Consider the following 18380-nt stretch of genomic DNA (forward strand, 5'->3'; position numbering starts at 1 on the left):
TATAGAGACTGACCAAAATCACCATTTACGAAAACCTAAAATTGTCTGTAGTTGACCTGTTATTAAGACATTATTGCAAAACGTGATTAAAGCATGACGCCAATCACATTATCTTATGATGAATGTTAGTCTGCTATTTACCTTTAATTAAATTGTGCAAAAAACATCCATTATGTAGCGATATACTCGTTTAATTTGCATAAATACCCCACTGACCAGCCCCCGTTTTTTTCAGACAATACATACTGTAGCGTGTCGATTCTGCTATTTTTATATATCCTGCAAAATCATTTGCATCGACGTAGCCGATAAAATTACGCGCATCACACGTAGAAGATGAATACTCACCCGGAAAAACATGGGTTACAACTTCCGTATCAGGTTCATATAAAATAAAAAAGAGTAGAAAAGTGCAACCTACAATTCCAATATTAATGAAGCTAATAAAGAATTTTGCATTATCGGTATATTTCACTGGCATATCTACCCTCTTCATAAATCAGGAATAAAACATATCAGTATTTTTTATACAGATTAATGAATTTTACCGGCTGATTTACCTGACGTTTAGTATTTGCCAGCATGGTCCTGGAGGGCGGTAACACGATAACTGCTATACTGGCAGAAATGCCGCTACCAATGTTTTTTACTGTGAATAGCACTGGAAAGTTCACGCTCATGACCGGCGTGTGAATTAAAGGCACAAAAAAACCACCCGTAGGTGGTTTCACGACACTGCTTATTGCTTTGATTATTCTTGTTTTTCCCATGGTACCCGGAGCGGGACTTGAACCCGCACAGCGCGAACGCCGAGGGATTTTAAATCCCTTGTGTCTACCGATTCCACCATCCGGGCTCGGGAAAAATTGGAGGCGCGTTCCGGAGTCGAACCGGACTAGACGGATTTGCAATCCGCTACATAACCGCTTTGTTAACGCGCCAAATTTTTCATCCAGCATCCGCTTTACGCCAATGCTTTTAAACTGGAGCGGGAAACGAGACTCGAACTCGCGACCCCGACCTTGGCAAGGTCGTGCTCTACCAACTGAGCTATTCCCGCATTATCAAGCAACTTGTTAATCACTTGATTTTGTTATCGTCTGGCAATCAGTGCTGCCGTTCGATGCGTTGCATTCTACTTACCTGACGCACTGAGTCAACGATATTTTTCGTCACTCATGATCGTTTGCTGAAATTTGCGGCGAAACGATCACTGATCAAGCAAATCTCCACGTGCTGCGCTCAAATATTGCAACATGGACCACAACGTTAACACTGCTGCGACAAAGAAAAGCGCGATACCCGCATACTCCACCCAGATATTCGGACGCCACAAGAGCCACGCCAGCGCCACCATCTGCGCGGTAGTTTTGACTTTACCGATCCAGGAAACCGCTACGCTACTTCGTTTGCCCAGCTCCGCCATCCATTCACGCAGAGCAGAAATAATAATTTCGCGGGCTATCATCGTCGCCGCAGGTAACGTCACCCACCAGCTATGATAATGCTCGGTGACCAGCACCATGGCGATCGCCACCAGCACCTTGTCGGCAACGGGATCGAGGAAGGCGCCGAAACGCGTACTCTGGTTCCAGCGTCGCGCCAAAAAGCCGTCAAACCAGTCGGTAATAGCGGCAATACAGAAAATCAGCGCGCTGACCATCGGCGCCCAGGCGAACGGCAAATAAAACACCACGACAAAGAATGGAATCAGGATGACGCGAAACAGCGTGAGCAACGTAGGGATATTAAATTGCATAGTGACGGGTAACTATCTGTTGTCAGTGAAATTACCCCTATGTTGCTACAGTGGCCTCAATGTTTCAACGACCAGAAGATCTTTTCTGCCAGACCTTGCGAAATACCCGGCACTTTTGCAATTTCTTCTACGCTGGCGTTACGTAGTCCTTGCAAACCGCCCATATATTTCAGCAGCATTTGACGGCGTTTAGGCCCAACGCCTTCAATAGTTTCCAGCGTACTGGTGTTTTTTACCTTCGCCCGTTTTTTACGGTGCCCGCCGATCGCGTGATCGTGCGACTCATCGCGAATATGCTGAATGACATGCAGCGCTGGGGAGTCTGGCGGCAGGCTAAACCCCTCGCCTTCCGGTTCAAAAAAAAGCGTTTCCAGCCCGGCCTTTCTGTCCGCGCCTTTGGCAACGCCGAGCAGCAACGGGCGATGCTTATCCCAGGGAACATCCAGCTCAGCGAAAACGGCTTTCGCCTGGGCGAGTTGCCCTTTTCCGCCGTCGATCAGAATTACGTCCGGAATCTTACTTTCTTCTATGGCCTTGCCATAACGTCGACGTAGCACCTGATTCATCGCCGCGTAGTCATCACCCGGCGTGATGCCCGCGATATTATAACGACGATACTCGGCGCGTAATGGCCCGTTAGCGTCAAATACCACGCAGGATGCGACCGTTTGCTCCCCCATGGTATGGCTGATGTCAAAACATTCCATTCGCATGACCGCAGGAAGTTTTAACACCGTCGCCAGCGCGGTCAAACGCTGCGTGACGGTGGACTGCTGCGAAAGTTTAGTGGTTAAGGCCGTCGCCGCGTTGGTCCGCGCCAGCTTGAGATAACGGGCGCGATCGCCGCGCGGCTTTGTCTGGACATGAATACGCCGTCCGGCAAGTTCCGACAACGAATCGGCCAGCAGCATTTTATCGCTCAGGTTAAAATCGAGTAGTATCTCGCCCGGTAGCGTGCGCATCTGGCTACCCTGCAGGTAAAACTGGCCGACAAAGGTTTCCACCACTTCGCCCAGTTCCGTACCGCCAGGCACTTTTGGAAAATAACTGCGGCTGCCCAGCACCTTACCCTGGCGAATAAACAGCACATGCACACAGGCCATACCGGCATCAAAAGCCACGCCGATAACGTCGAGATCGTCGCCCGTATTGGAGACAAACTGTCTCTCCGTAACACGGCGTACCGCCTGAATCTGATCGCGAATACGCGCCGCCTCTTCAAATGCCAGATTCTGGCTGGCCTTTTCCATCCGGGCAATCAACTGTGTTAACACCTGGTCGTCTTTGCCGGACAAAAACAGCCGGACATACTCCACCTGTTGCGCGTACTCCTCCTCGCTGACCAGTCCTGCAACGCATGGGCCTAAACACCTGCCAATCTGGTATTGCAGGCAAGGACGCGAACGGTTGCGATACACGCTGTTTTCGCACTGGCGGATAGGGAAAATTTTCTGTAACAGCGCCAGCGTTTCCCGCACAGCATAGCCATTAGGAAACGGACCGAAGTACTCGCCTTTCGCATGTTTGGCGCCACGGTGCATCGCCAGACGTGGATGAGTATCGCCGCTCAGGAAAATAAAAGGATAGGATTTATCATCACGCAACAACACGTTGTAACGCGGTTGATACAACTTGATGTAATTATGTTCAAGTAGCAGCGCTTCCGTTTCGGTATGCGTTACCGTGACATCAATGTGTTGAATTTGCGCGACTAACGCTTCGGTTTTACGCGAAGCCAGGTTGCTGCGAAAGTAGCTGGAAAGACGCTTTTTCAGGTCTTTCGCTTTGCCGACATAAATAACCGTACCACCAGCGTCATACATACGATAGACGCCGGGTTGACTGGTAACGGTTTTCAGGAACGCCTTTGCGTCAAACATTTCACTCACTGGCTTGTTAACGTCTCCGCATTACACAGGCCATGGCGGATTGCCAGGTGAGTCAGCTCAACATCACCATGAATGTTTAATTTACTGAACATACGATAGCGATAGCTGTTCACCGTTTTAGGACTGAGATTAAGCTGTTCTGAAATCTCATTGACCTTCTGACCCTTAGTGATCATCAGCATAATCTGCAACTCGCGTTCAGACAAACTGGCGAACGGCGTTTCCGTTTTTGCAGGCTCGATCTGACTGAGCGCCATCTGTTGGGCAATATCGGAAGCGATATAGCGTTGTCCGGTATACACCGAACGAATAGCGCTCACCACCTCCTGAGGCGCGGCACCTTTACTGAGATAGCCTGCTGCGCCAGCCTGCATCACTTTGGCGGGCAACGGGTTCTCCGTATGGACGGTCAGCATGATCACTTTGATATCCGCTGTCGATCGGGCAATTTTACGCGTCGCCTCAAGGCCGCCGATACCAGGCATGTTCATATCCATCAGCACAACGTCAACGGCGTTAGTACGGCACCATTTTACCGCATCCTCTCCGCAGCACGCTTCACCGACAACTTTAATGCCCTTTATATCTTCAAGAATGCGTCGTATCCCTGCGCGCACCAGTTCGTGGTCATCAACAAGAAGAACGTTGATCAAAGGAATATCTCCAGAATAGGGATAACGCTACTGATAGTTAATCGCCCTTATATTAGCTGGTTTTATCTCAACTTTGAAACGTAAAAAAACGCCGGCTATTCGATTTTGCTCTCGTTTTTGGAAATTATGTTGTACGTCATGCGGAAACCGCCAGTGCTGTAGCCCCTTCTGGCGCAACCGCCTCAGTCAGGTATTTCATAATGGTGACAAAAATTTCACGTTCCGCTGTCTAAACACTAATTAGGAAATCAACTTTGTAACAATAATTAACGAGTGAAATACGCGTAATAAACAAAGAATGAAGAAAATATATGCATCACGCAGCAACGTTTATTTTATGGGTAAATCTTCGGCTTTTTGATCAAAAAACAACCACTGCTATTTTTAGCGTAGCTTATGGTATACTCCGCCGCCTTAACATCTGCTATCGCACATTTTCACTGAAACATAACGAGGAAAATAAATGAGTACGCCTGATTTTTCCACCGCTGAGAATAATCAAGAACTGGCTACTGAAGTCAACTGCCTGAAAGCCATGTTAACGCTGATGCTGCAGGCGATGGGCCAGGCCGATGCAGGCCGCGTGATTCTTAAAATGGAAAAACAGATCGCGCAGATGGATGATGAAGCACAAGCGGCGGTATTTTCCAGTACGGTTAAGCAAATTAAACAGGCTTACCGCCAGTAGTAAAAAACCGGCTGTTAGCGTTGCTTTCAGCCGGTTTCGCGTCTGACGTGAAGAATCGTCAACGCGTCATATCAGACCTGTCGCCGCAGCGTAGCAGGCAATCTGCGTTTTATTCGGCGCATTGAATTTCTTCTGCATGTTTTTCTGATGGAAGTTAACGGTATTTTCAGAAATCGACAGAATAATAGCGATCTCCGATGAGGTCTTCCCCTCCGCTGTCCACTTCAAAATCTCTTTCTCACGTTTACTGAAACGCATCTCCGGCGCCATCACCATGTCGTCTTCCAGTCTTGTCAGCGCCGAAAGACTCTCCCGCGCCAGCAGTTGCAACCTCAGTTCCACTTCATCGTAGGTAAAGGAGGTGCAACGCAGACTGCCACGAGAGACAGACAAAAAGCCCAGCGCCCGATTCGGCAACATCACACACTGGGTTACGCTTCTGCGTAATCCGAAACGCTGGGCTGCATCCCACATCGCCTGTGCCTCATGAAATAGCACGTCATCCCAATGTAAATGGCCCTGCCTGAAATTTTCCGGCTTTAATACCGGATCGATCGCGAAATAGTTTTCGGACTGGTAATGCGTTACCCACGCCTGAGGATAAGTGGTACGAAGCGATATTTTAGGCCGGGTAAAGGGAATGGGATGACGAACACATAGTGCATAATAATCAAATTCCAGCCGCTGTGTCTGATATTGCAATTCAGTATAAACATCTTCTGCTGTCGCCATCTCCTGAAAGCGTAACAGCATTGCGCGTCGCCAGGTGAAGAAATCATTTTCCTGCATATTTTGTGGTCACGCCTTTGATATTGATAATCATTATTATGAATGATTCAAATTAACACATAAATAGCGTTTATATGTAAGAAATATCGGACGAATCGTAGAATACTTGAGCGGCATTACAGTTTTCTGCTTGCGCCTGAGGGAGTAGCTAATATTCTGGCAGAATTAGTTCATAATTATTCATTGCGCTCGCCCGAAGCACGGTTAATTCGGGCGAGCGTTGAAAAGGCATTATTTCATTAAAAATTTCTCAAGGAACTGGCGGGTACGCGGATGTTGAGGATCAGCGAATAAGGTTTTCGCAGGCCCTTGCTCAACAATTCGCCCCTGATCCATAAATATTGCCCGGTCAGCCACGTCGCGCGCAAAGCCCATTTCGTGAGTGACAATCACCATTGTGCGCTTTTCCTGCGCCAGCTGGCGAATCGTATTGAGCACCTCGCCAACTAATTCAGGATCAAGCGCCGAAGTGGGCTCATCAAACAGAATCACTTCCGGGCGCATCGCCAGCGCGCGCGCAATCGCCACGCGCTGCTGTTGCCCGCCCGACAAACGACGCGGATAGCGGGTCTCTTTTGCGGCCAATCCGACTTTGGCTAACAGTTCCCGCGCCAGCGCCGTCGCGTCGGCTTTCGGCTCCCCCTTTACAATCACCGGACCTTCAATGATATTTTCCAGCACAGTACGATGCGGGAACAGGTTAAAACTCTGAAAGACAAAGCCGACATGCTGGCGCAACTGGCGAATCAGCCCTTTCTGCTGGCTTAATGGGCGGGCGGTATCAATGACAATGTCACCCACTTTAATGGTGCCCGCTTCCGGTTGTTCCAGCAGGTTAATGCTGCGTAATAACGTTGTCTTCCCTGAGCCGCTCGGGCCGATAATGGCGACGACTTCTCCGGGCTTCACCTCAAGGTCGATACCGTGCAGCACCGTTTGACCATGAAATTTTTTGACCAGGTTGGTGACTTGGATCGCACTCATTTTGGCTCTCTCTCCTGGCGGTTAAGCTGGTTTTCAAAATAGTTTTGCAGTGCCGATAAGACGGTCGCCATCAGCCAGTAGATTAACGACGCAGCCAGATACATGGTAAACACCTCCAGCGTTCGCGAGGTAATTAACTGCGCCTGGCGAAACAACTCCGGCACCTGAATCGTCGCGGCGAGCGATGTATCTTTCACCAGACTGATAAAACTGTTGCTCAATGGTGGAAGCGCGACGCGAGCCGCCTGCGGCAAAATAGCGCGGCGTAGCGTTTGCCACGGCGTCATGCCAATACTCGCCGCCGCTTCCCATTGTCCCTTGTCGATAGCCGAGATCGCCGCGCGCAGCGTCTCAGACGTGTAAGCCGCGGTATTGAGCGATAAACCAATCATCGCCGCCGGAATAGGGTCCAGCTCAATACCAAATTGCGGCAGGCCGTAATAGATCATAAATAGCTGGGCGATAAGCGGCGTACCGCGAAAAATCGAGATATAAAAGCGCGCCAGCCAGCGAACCGGCCATAGCGGCGACATCCGCATCAGCGCCAGCACAAATCCCAGCAGCAGGCCGAAAAACATACCGCCAATACTCAGTTGCAGGGTAAATACGGCGCCTTTAAGCAAATACGGCAGCGATTCAATAACCAGTTGGATACTTTCTTGCATTCGCGTTGATTACCTGGAGATTATACATGAGGATGGTAGGCAAACAGCGCAGGCGCCCCACCGGTGTGAATAAAGAGAATCGGCCCGTCATCGTTAAAGCGTTTCTGGCTGATGCCGTCTATCAGACCCGCCATCGCTTTGCCGGTATATACCGGGTCCAGCAGTACCCCCTCCAGACGCGCCAGCAGTTTCACCGCCTCCATCCCCGCGTCATTTGGCACGCCGTAACCTGGAGCAAAATAGTCATCCCATAAATGAATATCCGCCGTCGCCGTCAGCGCCAGCTTACCGGCAATAGCCTGCTGCAAGGCAATCACTTTTGGTTTCTGCTCGACGACAGAACGAGAAACGGTCACGCCAATCAGTTCGACATCAGGCATCAGGTGTTCCAGCCCGACGGCTAACCCGGCGTGCGTACCTGCGCTGCCGGAAGCCACCACCACCGAAGAGAGTCCGACGACCTCTTCACACTGCCGGGCGATTTCCAGGGCGCTCTCTACGTATCCCATTGCGCCCAGCGCGCTGGAGCCGCCAACGGGAATCACATAGGGCCTGAACCCTTGCGCTTCAATGCGCGTCGCCAGCGTTTGAAGTTGCGCATCCGGATCGGTCAGCGCATCGCACATCTCAATTTGCGTATTAAATAAATCCAGTAACAGGCGATTACCATTCGTCAGGTAATTTTCCGCGGTAGTACCGATAGGATTTTCCAGTAAGGCGACGCAATGCAGTCCCAATTTAGCCGCGACCGCCGCCGTCTGACGGACATGGTTCGACTGAATCGCCCCTGCGGTTACCAGCGTATCCGCCCCTTCCCGCAGCGCGTCGGCCACCAGAAACTCCAGCTTGCGCAGTTTATTACCGCCCATCGCAATGGGCGTAACGTCATCGCGCTTAATGTAAATCTCACGGCCAAGATAATCAGACAACCGCGGCAGGTATTCGAGCGGGGTAGGCGCGCCGATAAACTCCAGACGAGGGAAGCGCGTTAAGTGATGTAGTGGCATTAAGCCTCCGGTAGTGTTGTCGTGTGTTCTTTTTATTATGCACGTTGATTCAACGGAAATAAAAAAGGCGCCGATTAACGCGCCTCCGTTTGCTGACATAGTATGAGATGGGTATTGCCCGGCGGCGCTCTGCCTGCCAGGCAACGTAGAGGATTATTGGGTCACGTCAGCGCCAAACCATTTTTCGGAAAGCGCTTTTAAGGTGCCATCTTTTTGCATTTCCGCAATCGCGTTATCTACCGCCTTCAGCAAATCTTCGTTACCTTTACGTAATGCAACCCCGGACTCCTGACGCGAAAAAGCATCACCGGTGACAGCCAGCGTCCCTTTGGTTTTTTTCACCAGATCCAGCGCCGCCAGACGATCGACTAAAATCGCGTCAATACGGCCTACGCGCAGATCCTGGTATTTCGTAGGATCATCGTCGTAGGTACGGATATCCACGCCCTGAACATGTTGACGTAGCCACTCTTCATAGTTAGTACCCAGCCCGACGCCTACTTTTTTGCCCTGCAGATCGGCAGCCGTTTTGATCGTGCCTTCATTCCCTTTTTTCACCAGCGCCTGAACGCCGGAGACAGTATAAGGTGTAGAGAAATCATATTTTTTCTTGCGGACGTCTGAAATCGTGACCTGGTTTATCACCACATCAATACGTTTAGAATCCAGCGACGCCAGCATTCCGTCCCATTTGGTCGGCTTCAGCGACGCTTTAACGCCCAGATGTTTTGCTAACGCCTCGGCGAAGTCGACTTCAAAACCGGTTAATTTGCCGTTGTCGCCCTGAAAGCTAAACGGCGGGTAGGTGCCTTCCAGCCCTACCAGTAGCGTGCCGCGTTCTTTAACTTTGTTCAGCAAACCCTCATCGGCAAAGCTCTTCGCGCTCATTCCCGCAACCAGCGCCACAGCCATTACTCCCATCAGTGCCTGACGTCCCAGCAGTGCTAATTTCATAGTAACCCCGAATATTGCCGTTAATGACCATAGACTGTGTCCCGCCATGGCGCATCGTCACGTCTCATGAACCTTGGGGGGACTCAGCCTAATGTAGAAGGTTTACCGCAATTCACCAACACGACTCTGCTACATCTTATTCTTTTTTAATATATATCAGAACTGGCGGTAAAGGGGGATATCTGTCTGGGCGCAATCTGTTTATGCGCTTTATATTGCTGGTATTTACGCAGTGCGATACGGTAATTATTGGTGCTGGTTTCCGGCAACCATGGCGCCAGGCTTTCGTCGAGAAAACCGTCCCGCAGCAGATCGTGGGAAATGTTTTGCTCGCTGAGATAATTGCCAAGACGTCGCAAACGCACTACATATTCCCGCACCGTGCCATGGCTCATCTCGGTTTGTTCAAACAAATACTGTTTAAAACCGATAATATCGAAAAAATCGCTCTGTTTTTTGCAGTGTAAATCGCCGCAAAAGCGACACAGCGCCACCCACTCTTTTTGCTCTCGCTGCCAGGCAGCGTCGTCAAGCAGCATATCCAGCTGTGAAATGGCGATTTTATTAACGATCTTGCCACGACGGACCAGCGTAATGCGGTCGAGCAGTTTGTGACAATGCGCGCAATGCGTCTGGCTGTGTTTAAAGTCTTTAAGATAGCGGCTCAGGGGCCGCCTTTTAGGTTGCTGCACCGTCATGAGAACTCCTGGTAGTCTATACGTTGTGCGGCACTTTTCGGGTGCGATCATGCGCTACCTATAACTTACCCAGTTTGGTACGTAATCGTTTGATGGCCTGACTATGCAACTGGCTGACCCGCGATTCGCCGACTTCCAGTACCGCGCCAATCTCTTTCAGATTGAGCTCTTCCTGATAATACAGCGTTAACACCAGTTGCTCGCGTTCCGGCAGCGATTCAATCGCGTCCATTACCCGCTGTCGCAGGTCACCCTCCAGCAGTTGATGTAACGGGTTTTCCTGTTGATGTTCTTCAGTCACCAGTTCGATGCTATCGCCATGCTCTTCCCGCCACTCATCGTAAGAGAAAAGTTGGCTGTTATTGGTGTCGAGCAACATCTGACGATACTCTGCAACAGGAATGCCAAGACGTTCCGCCACTTCGGTTTCCGTCGCATTACGCCCCAGTTCCTGCTCCAGTTGTCCCAGCGCCTGCGCCACTTCGCGGGCATTACGCCGGACGCTACGCGGCACCCAATCGCGGCTGCGTAATTCATCCAGCATCGCCCCACGAATACGCTGCACTGCGTAAGTGGTAAATGCCGTTCCTTGCAAAGCGTCATATCGGTCGACCGCATTTAATAACCCGATGCCGCCCGCTTGTAGCAGATCGTCCAGTTCCACGCTCGCCGGCAATCGCACCTGCAGGCGCAATGCTTCGTGACGCACCAGAGGTACATAACGCTGCCACAGCGAGTGTTTATCCATTACACCTTCAGCGGTATACAGTGAATTCACGATAAACAGCCCTGCGTTAAATGAGTTATCGGCATGATTATCCGTTTCTGCAGAGGGTTCTATCGAAGGAATAAGGCTATAAAAGAAGGGTTATTTCACTTATGTAACCTGTAGCGCCTTTTTTGCGGATAAAAGAGCAGAATAAAATCAGCCAGATAGAATTAACGGGATGCACAAGAGCCCACCCCGAACAAAATTATGTCAGAAGATGAATCATCGACAGATCGTCGCCAGTACGCACCGTTTCTATATGGCGATGAAAATTCTTCGCCACCTCGCTGTTATGCTGACTGCGGGAGTGAAAACTATACACAATGTTGGTAACGTCATCCCACTCAAGCCGCCCGCGCTCATGCACGCTGGCCGCCGTTAATAGCTTAATAAACGCATATTCCGCCACGATAATATACAGCGCGCGTAACGGGTCAACATTCGGCTGATTGGGGAAATTATTTTCCCAAATTTTATAGAGAATTAAATTCCTGAAGGCCCAGCACCCCTGCTGCTCATCCGCCTGCAAACAACGTGCGAACGAGGTCTCAATATCGCCGACCTTCTGCTCCATTGAAACGCCCTCTTCCGCCGTCAACACCCGCAGAAGACACTGGATGTAGTGATCAAGGATAATACTGCCGCGATTAAGCGGGAGCGAGCGGAAATAGTTCTGCATCTGCAATACCAGCGAGGTTTTTACCTTGCTATCCGGCGCGATATTCATCAACTCCTGCGCCAGCACGCCTGTCTGCAATTGCTCAAGTAACGCGGCATACACTTGTTCCAGTTCACCCAGCGCCGCATCATCAATTTTGGCAAATTTCTGCGCATACATGACAAATTTAATTAACGCATAGAGCGCGGCTTCCGTACTGCTGTTGGCATGGTTGATCAAACTCAGGCAAAACAGATTGAGTAACTTTTGCTGCGGTGGAAATAACGGCGCAGTATTGAATGTCTGCTGAATGATTATTTTTTCGCCAAGCGCCATCGCGTCAGGGTCGTTTAAAATGCGGGACGTCACCTCCGGGCAGGCAAGGCTCAGAGAGTTACGTACCTCATTTTTATAGGTATGATGCGCCCGCGGGAAAGAGGAACAGGTATGACTTAATGCCTTTGCTCCCAACGTTTTTTGCACCCGGCACAGACGGTCCTCATCCAGATAGGGGCAATTTCCCAGCGCGGAAGGCAGTTTAATTTCCCCCCAGTGGCTGTTGTTCTTTTTCAGCAGAATAATATGGTCTTGCGCTATGGTACGAATCGTCGTGTCTTTACTGGCGAGATACTTTTTGACCGTCGTCTTATCCAGCGTGATTTTCCAGCCCTTACAACAGTGGTCGCGACAGGCCGAGCCAGAACAGGAAAAGCGGGTGACAAAGGCAGGTTCAGTGACGGTGATTTCTTTCATTACACAGGCTCCGGAATTAAAAAAGGCAGCTTTCGCTGCCTTGATTGTGTACCACGTGTCGGTGAATCAATCGCCGGATTAACGCAGTAAAGAGAGGACGTTTTGCGGAACCTGGTTAGCCTGCGCCAGAACGGAAGTCCCTGCCTGCTGCAGAATCTGCGCGCGAGACATGTTGGAGACTTCGGTCGCATAGTCGGAATCTTCGATACGGCTACGGGCAGAAGTCAGGTTGTTTACGGTGTTGCCCAGGTTGGTGATAGCGGAGTTGAAACGGTTCTGTACCGCACCCAGGTCAGAACGTAACGTGTCAACCTGTGCCAGCGCAGCATCAATTTTCTGCAGCGGGTTTTCGGTGGTTGTGGTAGCCGCTTCCGCCAGATCAGGCTGTGCTTTAAAGTTGTGACCTTCGGCTTTACTTGCAGCGTAAGTTTTACCACCAATAGAAACAACTTCGGTTTTGCCGTCTGCGCCACCCAGTTGGTTTAGTGCGGATTTAGTATTGCCGTCTTTATCGGTATATTTAGTGGTGTTAATGCTGATCGTTCCATCTTTATTTTTTGTTGCAGCATAAATATCAGCCCCAACTTTAACACCGAAACCGCCATCAATAGTCTTACCGTTTTTATCAGTATAAGACATTGTGACTAATTGACCTTTTGCAGCATCAGCAGCACTAATACCACTGTCGGTCAACTGAGCTTTAACTTCAGTACTGAGAGCTACAGGTTTTGGCTGCGTTTCGGTTACTGCCGCCGCCGTTGCTGGCATACCACCTGCCACTTTCGTGGTTGCCGGCATTGTAACAGTACCATCATCTGCAACACTAACTTCATAAACACCATTTTTAGCAGCGTCGCCAGCGGTTAAACCTTCAACTTCAATAAAATATTTATTATCAGTTGCATCGAAGAAGACTTTATTATCTTTAATGGCAGCAGTACCGCTTGTTGCACCACCAACACCCGTTTTAAGAGCTGCATCATTAAGACCAGTGGTACTTAGTGTTGCCCCACCGCCGCTTTTAACAGCCTCACTCTTCACATCATATTTTTTCTGCACATTCAGCGTATCCAGACCCAGGGTCTGAGAGTTGATCTGCTTCAGATCGATATCAATGGTTTCACCGTCATTGGCGCCAACCTGGATGGTCAGGGTGTTGTCCTGCGCCAGAACTTTCACGCCGTTGAACTGAGTCTGACCGGATACACGGTCGATTTCGTTCAGACGCTGGGTGATTTCAGCCTGGATAGAGTCGAGGTCAGACTGGGAGTTGGTGCTGTTAGCAGACTGAACCGCCAGTTCACGCACACGCTGCAGGTTGTTGTTGATTTCGTTCAGCGCGCCTTCAGTGGTCTGCGCAATAGAAATACCGTCGTTAGCGTTACGGGAAGCCTGAGTCAGGCCTTTGATGTTCGCGGTGAAACGGTTAGCAATCGCCTGACCTGCCGCATCGTCTTTCGCGCTGTTGATACGCAGACCGGAAGACAGACGCTCAATAGCGGTGCCCAGTGCGGACTGGGATTTGTTCAGGTTATTCTGGGTCAACAGCGACAGGCTGTTTGTATTAATGACTTGTGCCATGATCTTTTCCTTATCAATTACAACTTGATGTTATTGGGCTGTTGCCCACGGTTTCTCACCGTAACCCTTGTATCGGCACCTGAATTTCGAACTTTAGAAAATTTTTCACTTCCCCCGATCTTTTTCTTAGCCTGCGAAATAGCCGCTTTATGCATCATTATTCCGCGCATTATTTTTGCAAAATTAACATTAAACTTTGCCTCCAGATTGCCGATAACGCGCTTAACTACTGTTTGCAATCAAAAGGAAGAAGGCATGGCTTCAATTTCATCATTAGGTGTGGGATCAAACTTACCGTTGGACCAGTTGTTGACAGACCTGGCAAAGAACGAAAAAGGACGCTTAACGCCAATTACCAAGCAGCAGAGCGCGAATTCGGCAAAGCTTACTGCCTACGGCACACTGAAAAGCTCATTAGAAAAATTCCAGACGGCAAATACCGCGTTAAATAAAGCGGATCTGTTTAAGTCTACCGTGGCGTCCAGTACTACCGACGATCTCAAAGTCAGTACTACCGCTGGCGCTGCCGCAGGTACTTATAAGATCAGCGTAACCCAGCTTGCCGCCGCACAGTCGCTGGCGACAAAAACCACCTTCGCGACCACCAAAGAGCAGTTGGGCGATACGTCGGCCACGTCCCGGACAATTAAAATTGAACAGCCGGGACGTAAAGAGCCGCTGGAAATTAAGCTGGATAACGGCGACACCTCAATGGAGGCGATTCGCGATGCGATCAATGACGCCGACAGCGGTATTTCCGCCAGTATCGTTAAGGTCAAAGAGAACGAATTCCAGTTGGTGCTTACCGCCGATAGCGGTACCGACAATACGATGAAGATAACGGTGGAAGGCGATAAGAAACTTAACGATCTACTCGCCTATGACAGCACCACCAATACCGGCAACATGAAAGAGCTGGTGAAGGCGGAAAATGCAAAGCTGAACGTAAACGGTATCGATATTGAGCGTCAGAGCAATACCGTAACCGACGCCCCTCAGGGAATTACGCTAAACCTGACGAAGAAAGTGACCGACGCGACCGTGACGGTAACGAAAGATGATACTAAAGCGAAAGAGGCGATTAAATCCTGGGTTGATGCCTATAACTCGCTGGTGGACACCTTTAATTCATTAACTAAATATACTGCTGTCGAGCCGGGCGAAGAGGCCAGCGATAAAAATGGCGCTCTGTTAGGCGATAGTGTGGTTCGTACTATTCAGACCGGGATTCGGGCACAATTTGCCAATAGCGGTAGTCACTCTGCGTTCAAAACGATGGCGGAAATTGGCATCGCCCAGGATGGGACTTCCGGCAAACTGAAGATTGATGATGATAAGCTGTCCAAGGCACTGAAAGATAACACAGCAGCAGCACGTGAGCTGCTAGTGGGCGATGGTAAAGAAACGGGGATCACCACCAAAATTGCCACCGAAGTAAAAAGTTATCTGGCGGATGACGGCATTATTGATAATGCGCAGGACAACATTAACGCCACGCTGAAAAGCCTGACTAAACAATACCTGTCCGTTAGCAACAGCATCGATGAAACCGTTGCCCGTTACAAGGCCCAGTTTACCCAACTGGATACCATGATGAGTAAACTGAATAACACCAGTAGTTATTTGACCCAGCAATTTACAGCAATGAGCAACTCCAGATAACAGAGGTCACCATGTACACCGCGAGCGGTATCAAAGCTTATGCGCAAGTCAGCGTGGAAAGCGCCGTGATGAGCGCCAGCCCGCACCAGTTGATTGAAATGTTGTTTGATGGCGCGAATAGCGCCCTGGTGCGCGCTCGCCTGTTTTTAGAACAAGGCGATGTTGTCGCGAAAGGTGAAGCGTTAAGCAAAGCTATTAATATTATCGATAACGGTCTGAAAGCCGGTCTCGATCAGGAAAAAGGCGGTGAGATTGCGACGAATCTTTCCGAACTATACGACTATATGATTCGCCGTTTACTGCAGGCTAACTTGCGTAACGACGCTCAGGCCATCGAAGAAGTGGAAGGGTTACTCAGCAATATTGCAGAAGCCTGGAAGCAGATTTCACCGAAAGCATCTTTCCAGGAGTCTCGTTAATGACCTCAACCGTGGAGTTTATCAACCGTTGGCAGCGTATTGCGCTGCTCAGTCAATCGCTGCTTGAACTTGCGCAGCGAGGTGAATGGGATCTCTTACTGCAACAAGAGGTCTCCTATCTGCAAAGTATTGAAACGGTGATGGAAAAGCAAACTCCACCGGGCATTACGCGAAGTATTCAGGATATGGTCGCCGGGTACATCAAACAAACGCTGGATAATGAGCAGCTCCTCAAAGGGCTGCTGCAACAGCGACTGGATGAACTCAGTAGTTTGATCGGACAATCCACCCGCCAAAAATCGCTCAATAACGCTTATGGCCGTCTCTCCGGTATGTTACTCGTGCCAGACGCGCCTGGCGCCTCATAATATTTTCCCGTCTCGTATGAAAACTCCTCCATACTCCAGAGGTCGGCTAAACGACTTCTGGAGCGCGGAAGATGAAAAACCCCACGTTATTGCAGTACTTCCACTGGTATTATCCCGACGGCGGTAAACTCTGGCCTGAGCTGGCGGAACGTGCTGATGAGCTGAATGATATCGGTATCAATATGGTCTGGCTACCGCCCGCCTGTAAAGGCGCCTCCGGCGGCTATTCCGTAGGCTATGATACCTACGACCTATTTGACCTCGGCGAATTTGACCAAAAAGGCACCGTCGCGACAAAGTACGGCGATAAACGCCAGTTACTGGCAGCGATAGACGCGCTCAAAAAAAATAATATTGCGGTGTTACTCGACGTGGTTGTGAACCACAAAATGGGCGCAGACGAAAAAGAACGTATTCGCGTCCAGCGCGTGAATCAGGATGACCGCACGCAAATCGATGACAACATCATCGAATGCGAAGGCTGGACGCGCTACACCTTCCCTGCCCGCGCGGGCCAATATTCCAACTTTATTTGGGACTATCACTGTTTCAGCGGCATTGATCACATCGAAAATCCCGATGAAGACGGCATTTTTAAGATCGTCAATGACTATACCGGCGATGGCTGGAACAATCAGGTTGATGATGAGATGGGTAATTTTGACTACCTGATGGGCGAAAATATCGATTTTCGCAACCATGCGGTTACGGAAGAGATTAAATATTGGGCACGCTGGGTCATGGAACAAACCCACTGTGACGGCTTTCGCCTGGACGCGGTAAAACATATACCCGCCTGGTTTTATAAAGAATGGATTGAGCATGTACAGGCCGTCGCACCAAAACCGCTGTTTATTGTCGCAGAATACTGGTCGTATGAAGTGGATAAACTACAAACGTACATCGATCAGGTTGACGGGAAAACCATGCTGTTCGACGCGCCATTGCAGATGAAATTTCACGAGGCCTCCCGCCAGGGCGCGGATTATGACATGCGCCACATTTTCACCGGCACGCTGGTAGAAGCCGATCCTTTTCACGCGGTAACGCTGGTCGCTAACCACGATACACAACCGTTACAGGCGCTGGAAGCCCCGGTAGAACCCTGGTTCAAACCGTTAGCCTATGCGCTGATCCTGCTTCGTGAAAATGGCGTACCGTCGGTATTCTATCCCGATTTATACGGCGCCAGCTATGAGGATAGCAACGAAAATGGTGAGCCCCGTCGGGTCGAAATGCCGGTCATTAACCAACTGGATCGGCTGATCCTCGCTCGTCATCATTTTGCGCACGGCATACAAACACTCTTTTTCGATCATCCTAACTGTATTGCCTTTAGCCGCAGTGGTACTAAAGAAAACCCAGGCTGCGTGGTCGTACTTTCTAATGGCGACGACGGTGAAAAAACCCTCCTGCTCGGCGACAATTACGCTAACAAGACCTGGCGTGATTTTCTGAGAAACCGGGATGAGCATGTTGTAACTAACAAGCAAGGCGAAGCGACTTTTTTCTGCAACGGAGGCAGCGTCAGCGTGTGGGTTATTGAGGACGCGTGATGAACTTTCCCGGCGGCAGAACGCTGCCGGGAAGCAAAATTACGGCAGTGGCGTCGGCAGTGGCGTTTTTTCTAACGCGGCGGCGCACTCCGGCGTCGGACGAGCGACCCGTTGCAGCGTCATACCATCATATTCCAGGGTATTCCCGTCGCGCTCAATCTCATAAAGCTCACGCTTAACCGTAACATTGGTTAAATCATCGGAGAGCATGGTCAGCTTACCCGGCAGGGCAATAACGCGCTGCCACTGGCGACAGTCCAGCGTATCGCCGTCTTTAGTTACTACCAGGCTGGCGATAGCTTCAGGACTCACCAGCTTACGTTGCGGGCCTTTTGACTGCCAGTACCCTTCCAGACCGGCCGGCGCTGGCGTTTTCACCACATCATTATAATTTTCCACCTCAGCGCATCCGGCCAGAACCAGCAATGCGCCAACGATCGCTACTTTTTTCATCATTCATCCTGCATCAGAAGAAAGAGGAATTGTGGCATTAAAGCCCTGATGCCGCCAGCCTTTCCAGGCTCTGGC

Annotated in this window: 19 protein-coding genes, 3 tRNA genes and 1 pseudogene; 6 read left to right on the forward strand and 17 right to left on the reverse strand. The window is 50.1% G+C overall.

The genetic code is table 11. The annotated features are described in order from the left end of the window. Positions 1-190: 190 nt before the first annotated feature. The 7 genes and pseudogenes from F4V72_RS17885 to uvrY form a co-directional block, all read right to left on the reverse strand. Positions 191-522, reverse strand: a pseudogene (locus tag F4V72_RS17885) (hypothetical protein). Positions 523-769: 247 nt separating this feature from the next. Beyond that, positions 770-856: transfer RNA gene (locus tag F4V72_RS17890), tRNA-Leu, on the reverse strand. An 11-nt stretch (positions 857-867) separates the two neighbouring features. Next, positions 868-941: transfer RNA gene (locus F4V72_RS17895), tRNA-Cys, on the reverse strand. Positions 942-984: 43 nt separating this feature from the next. Beyond that, positions 985-1060 (reverse strand) — tRNA-Gly (locus tag F4V72_RS17900). A gap of 150 nt (positions 1061-1210) precedes the next feature. Further along, positions 1211-1759: a CDP-diacylglycerol--glycerol-3-phosphate 3-phosphatidyltransferase gene (pgsA, locus tag F4V72_RS17905; RefSeq protein WP_001160192.1), complete on the reverse strand. Its 549-nt coding sequence runs from the start codon at positions 1757-1759 to the stop codon at positions 1211-1213. 56 nt (positions 1760-1815) lie between these two features. Next, positions 1816-3648: an excinuclease ABC subunit UvrC gene (uvrC, locus tag F4V72_RS17910; RefSeq protein WP_023248831.1), complete on the reverse strand. Its 1833-nt coding sequence runs from the start codon at positions 3646-3648 to the stop codon at positions 1816-1818. Further along, on the reverse strand, positions 3645-4301 hold the full coding sequence (uvrY, locus tag F4V72_RS17915) for a UvrY/SirA/GacA family response regulator transcription factor (RefSeq protein ID WP_023248832.1): 657 nt from the start codon (positions 4299-4301) through the stop codon (positions 3645-3647). The genes uvrC and uvrY overlap by 4 nt, the downstream gene beginning before the upstream one ends. A gap of 311 nt (positions 4302-4612) precedes the next feature. Between uvrY and F4V72_RS17920 the strand changes: the two genes are divergently transcribed. Then, positions 4613-4768 carry a hypothetical protein gene (locus tag F4V72_RS17920; RefSeq protein ID WP_023248833.1) on the forward strand — a complete coding sequence of 52 codons (156 nt, stop codon included), beginning with the start codon at positions 4613-4615 and terminating at the stop codon, positions 4766-4768. Next, positions 4765-4989 carry a DUF2594 family protein gene (locus F4V72_RS17925; protein WP_000106483.1) on the forward strand — a complete coding sequence of 75 codons (225 nt, stop codon included), beginning with the start codon at positions 4765-4767 and terminating at the stop codon, positions 4987-4989. The genes F4V72_RS17920 and F4V72_RS17925 overlap by 4 nt, the downstream gene beginning before the upstream one ends. Before the next feature lie 66 nt (positions 4990-5055). Here the strand turns inward: F4V72_RS17925 and sdiA are convergent, their stop codons facing one another. The 9 genes from sdiA to F4V72_RS17970 form a co-directional block, all read right to left on the reverse strand. Further along, complete coding sequence (gene sdiA / locus F4V72_RS17930; protein ID WP_079817699.1) at positions 5056-5778, reverse strand: transcriptional regulator SdiA; 723 nt, start codon at positions 5776-5778, stop codon at positions 5056-5058. Between the two features lie 231 nt (positions 5779-6009). Then, entirely contained in the window at positions 6010-6762 is a 753-nt protein-coding gene (gene tcyN, locus F4V72_RS17935; protein ID WP_136058337.1) for an L-cystine ABC transporter ATP-binding protein TcyN, read from the reverse strand. Then, a complete protein-coding gene (tcyL, locus tag F4V72_RS17940; protein ID WP_023248836.1) occupies positions 6759-7427 on the reverse strand; it encodes a cystine ABC transporter permease in 669 nt (222 codons plus the stop codon). Before tcyL ends, tcyN begins: the two co-directional genes overlap by 4 nt. A 20-nt stretch (positions 7428-7447) precedes the next feature. Continuing rightward, positions 7448-8434: a D-cysteine desulfhydrase gene (gene dcyD, locus F4V72_RS17945; RefSeq protein WP_023248837.1), complete on the reverse strand. Its 987-nt coding sequence runs from the start codon at positions 8432-8434 to the stop codon at positions 7448-7450. A gap of 153 nt (positions 8435-8587) precedes the next feature. Next, entirely contained in the window at positions 8588-9388 is an 801-nt protein-coding gene (gene tcyJ, locus F4V72_RS17950; RefSeq protein WP_023248838.1) for a cystine ABC transporter substrate-binding protein, read from the reverse strand. A gap of 146 nt (positions 9389-9534) precedes the next feature. Continuing rightward, positions 9535-10086: a flagella biosynthesis regulatory protein FliZ gene (gene fliZ, locus F4V72_RS17955; RefSeq protein ID WP_023248839.1), complete on the reverse strand. Its 552-nt coding sequence runs from the start codon at positions 10084-10086 to the stop codon at positions 9535-9537. Positions 10087-10144: 58 nt separating this feature from the next. Then, positions 10145-10864, reverse strand: a complete 720-nt coding sequence (locus F4V72_RS17960) for an RNA polymerase sigma factor FliA (RefSeq protein ID WP_079817701.1) — start codon at positions 10862-10864, stop codon at positions 10145-10147. 196 nt (positions 10865-11060) lie between these two features. Further along, on the reverse strand, positions 11061-12266 hold the full coding sequence (gene fliB / locus F4V72_RS17965; protein WP_079817702.1) for a flagellin lysine-N-methylase: 1206 nt from the start codon (positions 12264-12266) through the stop codon (positions 11061-11063). 78 nt (positions 12267-12344) lie between these two features. Next, positions 12345-13847 (reverse strand): FliC/FljB family flagellin, encoded by a 1503-nt coding sequence (locus F4V72_RS17970; protein WP_136058338.1) that lies wholly within the window; start codon positions 13845-13847, stop codon positions 12345-12347. A gap of 255 nt (positions 13848-14102) precedes the next feature. Between F4V72_RS17970 and fliD the strand changes: the two genes are divergently transcribed. The 4 genes from fliD (at position 14103) to amyA (ending at position 17852) form a co-directional block, all read left to right on the forward strand. Then, the gene (gene fliD / locus F4V72_RS17975; RefSeq protein ID WP_023246854.1) at positions 14103-15509 is read left to right on the forward strand and encodes a flagellar filament capping protein FliD; all 1407 of its coding nucleotides are present in this window, start codon (positions 14103-14105) and stop codon (positions 15507-15509) included. 11 nt (positions 15510-15520) lie between these two features. Beyond that, a complete protein-coding gene (fliS, locus tag F4V72_RS17980; protein WP_000287764.1) occupies positions 15521-15928 on the forward strand; it encodes a flagellar export chaperone FliS in 408 nt (135 codons plus the stop codon). Further along, entirely contained in the window at positions 15928-16296 is a 369-nt protein-coding gene (fliT, locus tag F4V72_RS17985; protein ID WP_000204899.1) for a flagella biosynthesis regulatory protein FliT, read from the forward strand. The genes fliS and fliT overlap by 1 nt, the downstream gene beginning before the upstream one ends. Before the next feature lie 71 nt (positions 16297-16367). Beyond that, positions 16368-17852 (forward strand): alpha-amylase, encoded by a 1485-nt coding sequence (gene amyA / locus F4V72_RS17990; protein ID WP_088733887.1) that lies wholly within the window; start codon positions 16368-16370, stop codon positions 17850-17852. A 39-nt stretch (positions 17853-17891) separates the two neighbouring features. On the opposite strand, the gene yedD is transcribed toward amyA, so the two are convergent. Then, the gene (yedD, locus tag F4V72_RS17995; protein WP_023246852.1) at positions 17892-18305 is read right to left on the reverse strand and encodes a lipoprotein YedD; all 414 of its coding nucleotides are present in this window, start codon (positions 18303-18305) and stop codon (positions 17892-17894) included. Positions 18306-18380: the final 75 nt, after the last annotated feature.

This window comes from Salmonella enterica subsp. diarizonae, from assembly GCF_008692785.1.
Classification (GTDB): Bacteria; Pseudomonadota; Gammaproteobacteria; order Enterobacterales; family Enterobacteriaceae; genus Salmonella; species Salmonella diarizonae.

Bases quoted from the DNA above. Each gene is read 5' to 3' on its own strand.
- pgsA (WP_001160192.1), bottom strand. From the start codon at position 1,759: ATGCAATTTAATATCCCTACGTTGCTCACGCTGTTTCGCGTCATCCTG.
- F4V72_RS17920 (WP_023248833.1), top strand. From the start codon at position 4,613: ATGCATCACGCAGCAACGTTTATTTTATGGGTAAATCTTCGGCTTTTT.
- F4V72_RS17925 (WP_000106483.1), top strand. From the start codon at position 4,765: ATGAGTACGCCTGATTTTTCCACCGCTGAGAATAATCAAGAACTGGCT.
- sdiA (WP_079817699.1), bottom strand. From the start codon at position 5,778: ATGCAGGAAAATGATTTCTTCACCTGGCGACGCGCAATGCTGTTACGC.
- tcyN (WP_136058337.1), bottom strand. From the start codon at position 6,762: ATGAGTGCGATCCAAGTCACCAACCTGGTCAAAAAATTTCATGGTCAA.
- tcyL (WP_023248836.1), bottom strand. From the start codon at position 7,427: ATGCAAGAAAGTATCCAACTGGTTATTGAATCGCTGCCGTATTTGCTT.
- dcyD (WP_023248837.1), bottom strand. From the start codon at position 8,434: ATGCCACTACATCACTTAACGCGCTTCCCTCGTCTGGAGTTTATCGGC.
- tcyJ (WP_023248838.1), bottom strand. From the start codon at position 9,388: ATGAAATTAGCACTGCTGGGACGTCAGGCACTGATGGGAGTAATGGCT.
- fliZ (WP_023248839.1), bottom strand. From the start codon at position 10,086: ATGACGGTGCAGCAACCTAAAAGGCGGCCCCTGAGCCGCTATCTTAAA.
- fliB (WP_079817702.1), bottom strand. From the start codon at position 12,266: ATGAAAGAAATCACCGTCACTGAACCTGCCTTTGTCACCCGCTTTTCC.
- F4V72_RS17970 (WP_136058338.1), bottom strand. From the start codon at position 13,847: ATGGCACAAGTCATTAATACAAACAGCCTGTCGCTGTTGACCCAGAAT.
- fliD (WP_023246854.1), top strand. From the start codon at position 14,103: ATGGCTTCAATTTCATCATTAGGTGTGGGATCAAACTTACCGTTGGAC.
- fliS (WP_000287764.1), top strand. From the start codon at position 15,521: ATGTACACCGCGAGCGGTATCAAAGCTTATGCGCAAGTCAGCGTGGAA.
- fliT (WP_000204899.1), top strand. From the start codon at position 15,928: ATGACCTCAACCGTGGAGTTTATCAACCGTTGGCAGCGTATTGCGCTG.
- amyA (WP_088733887.1), top strand. From the start codon at position 16,368: ATGAAAAACCCCACGTTATTGCAGTACTTCCACTGGTATTATCCCGAC.
- yedD (WP_023246852.1), bottom strand. From the start codon at position 18,305: ATGAAAAAAGTAGCGATCGTTGGCGCATTGCTGGTTCTGGCCGGATGC.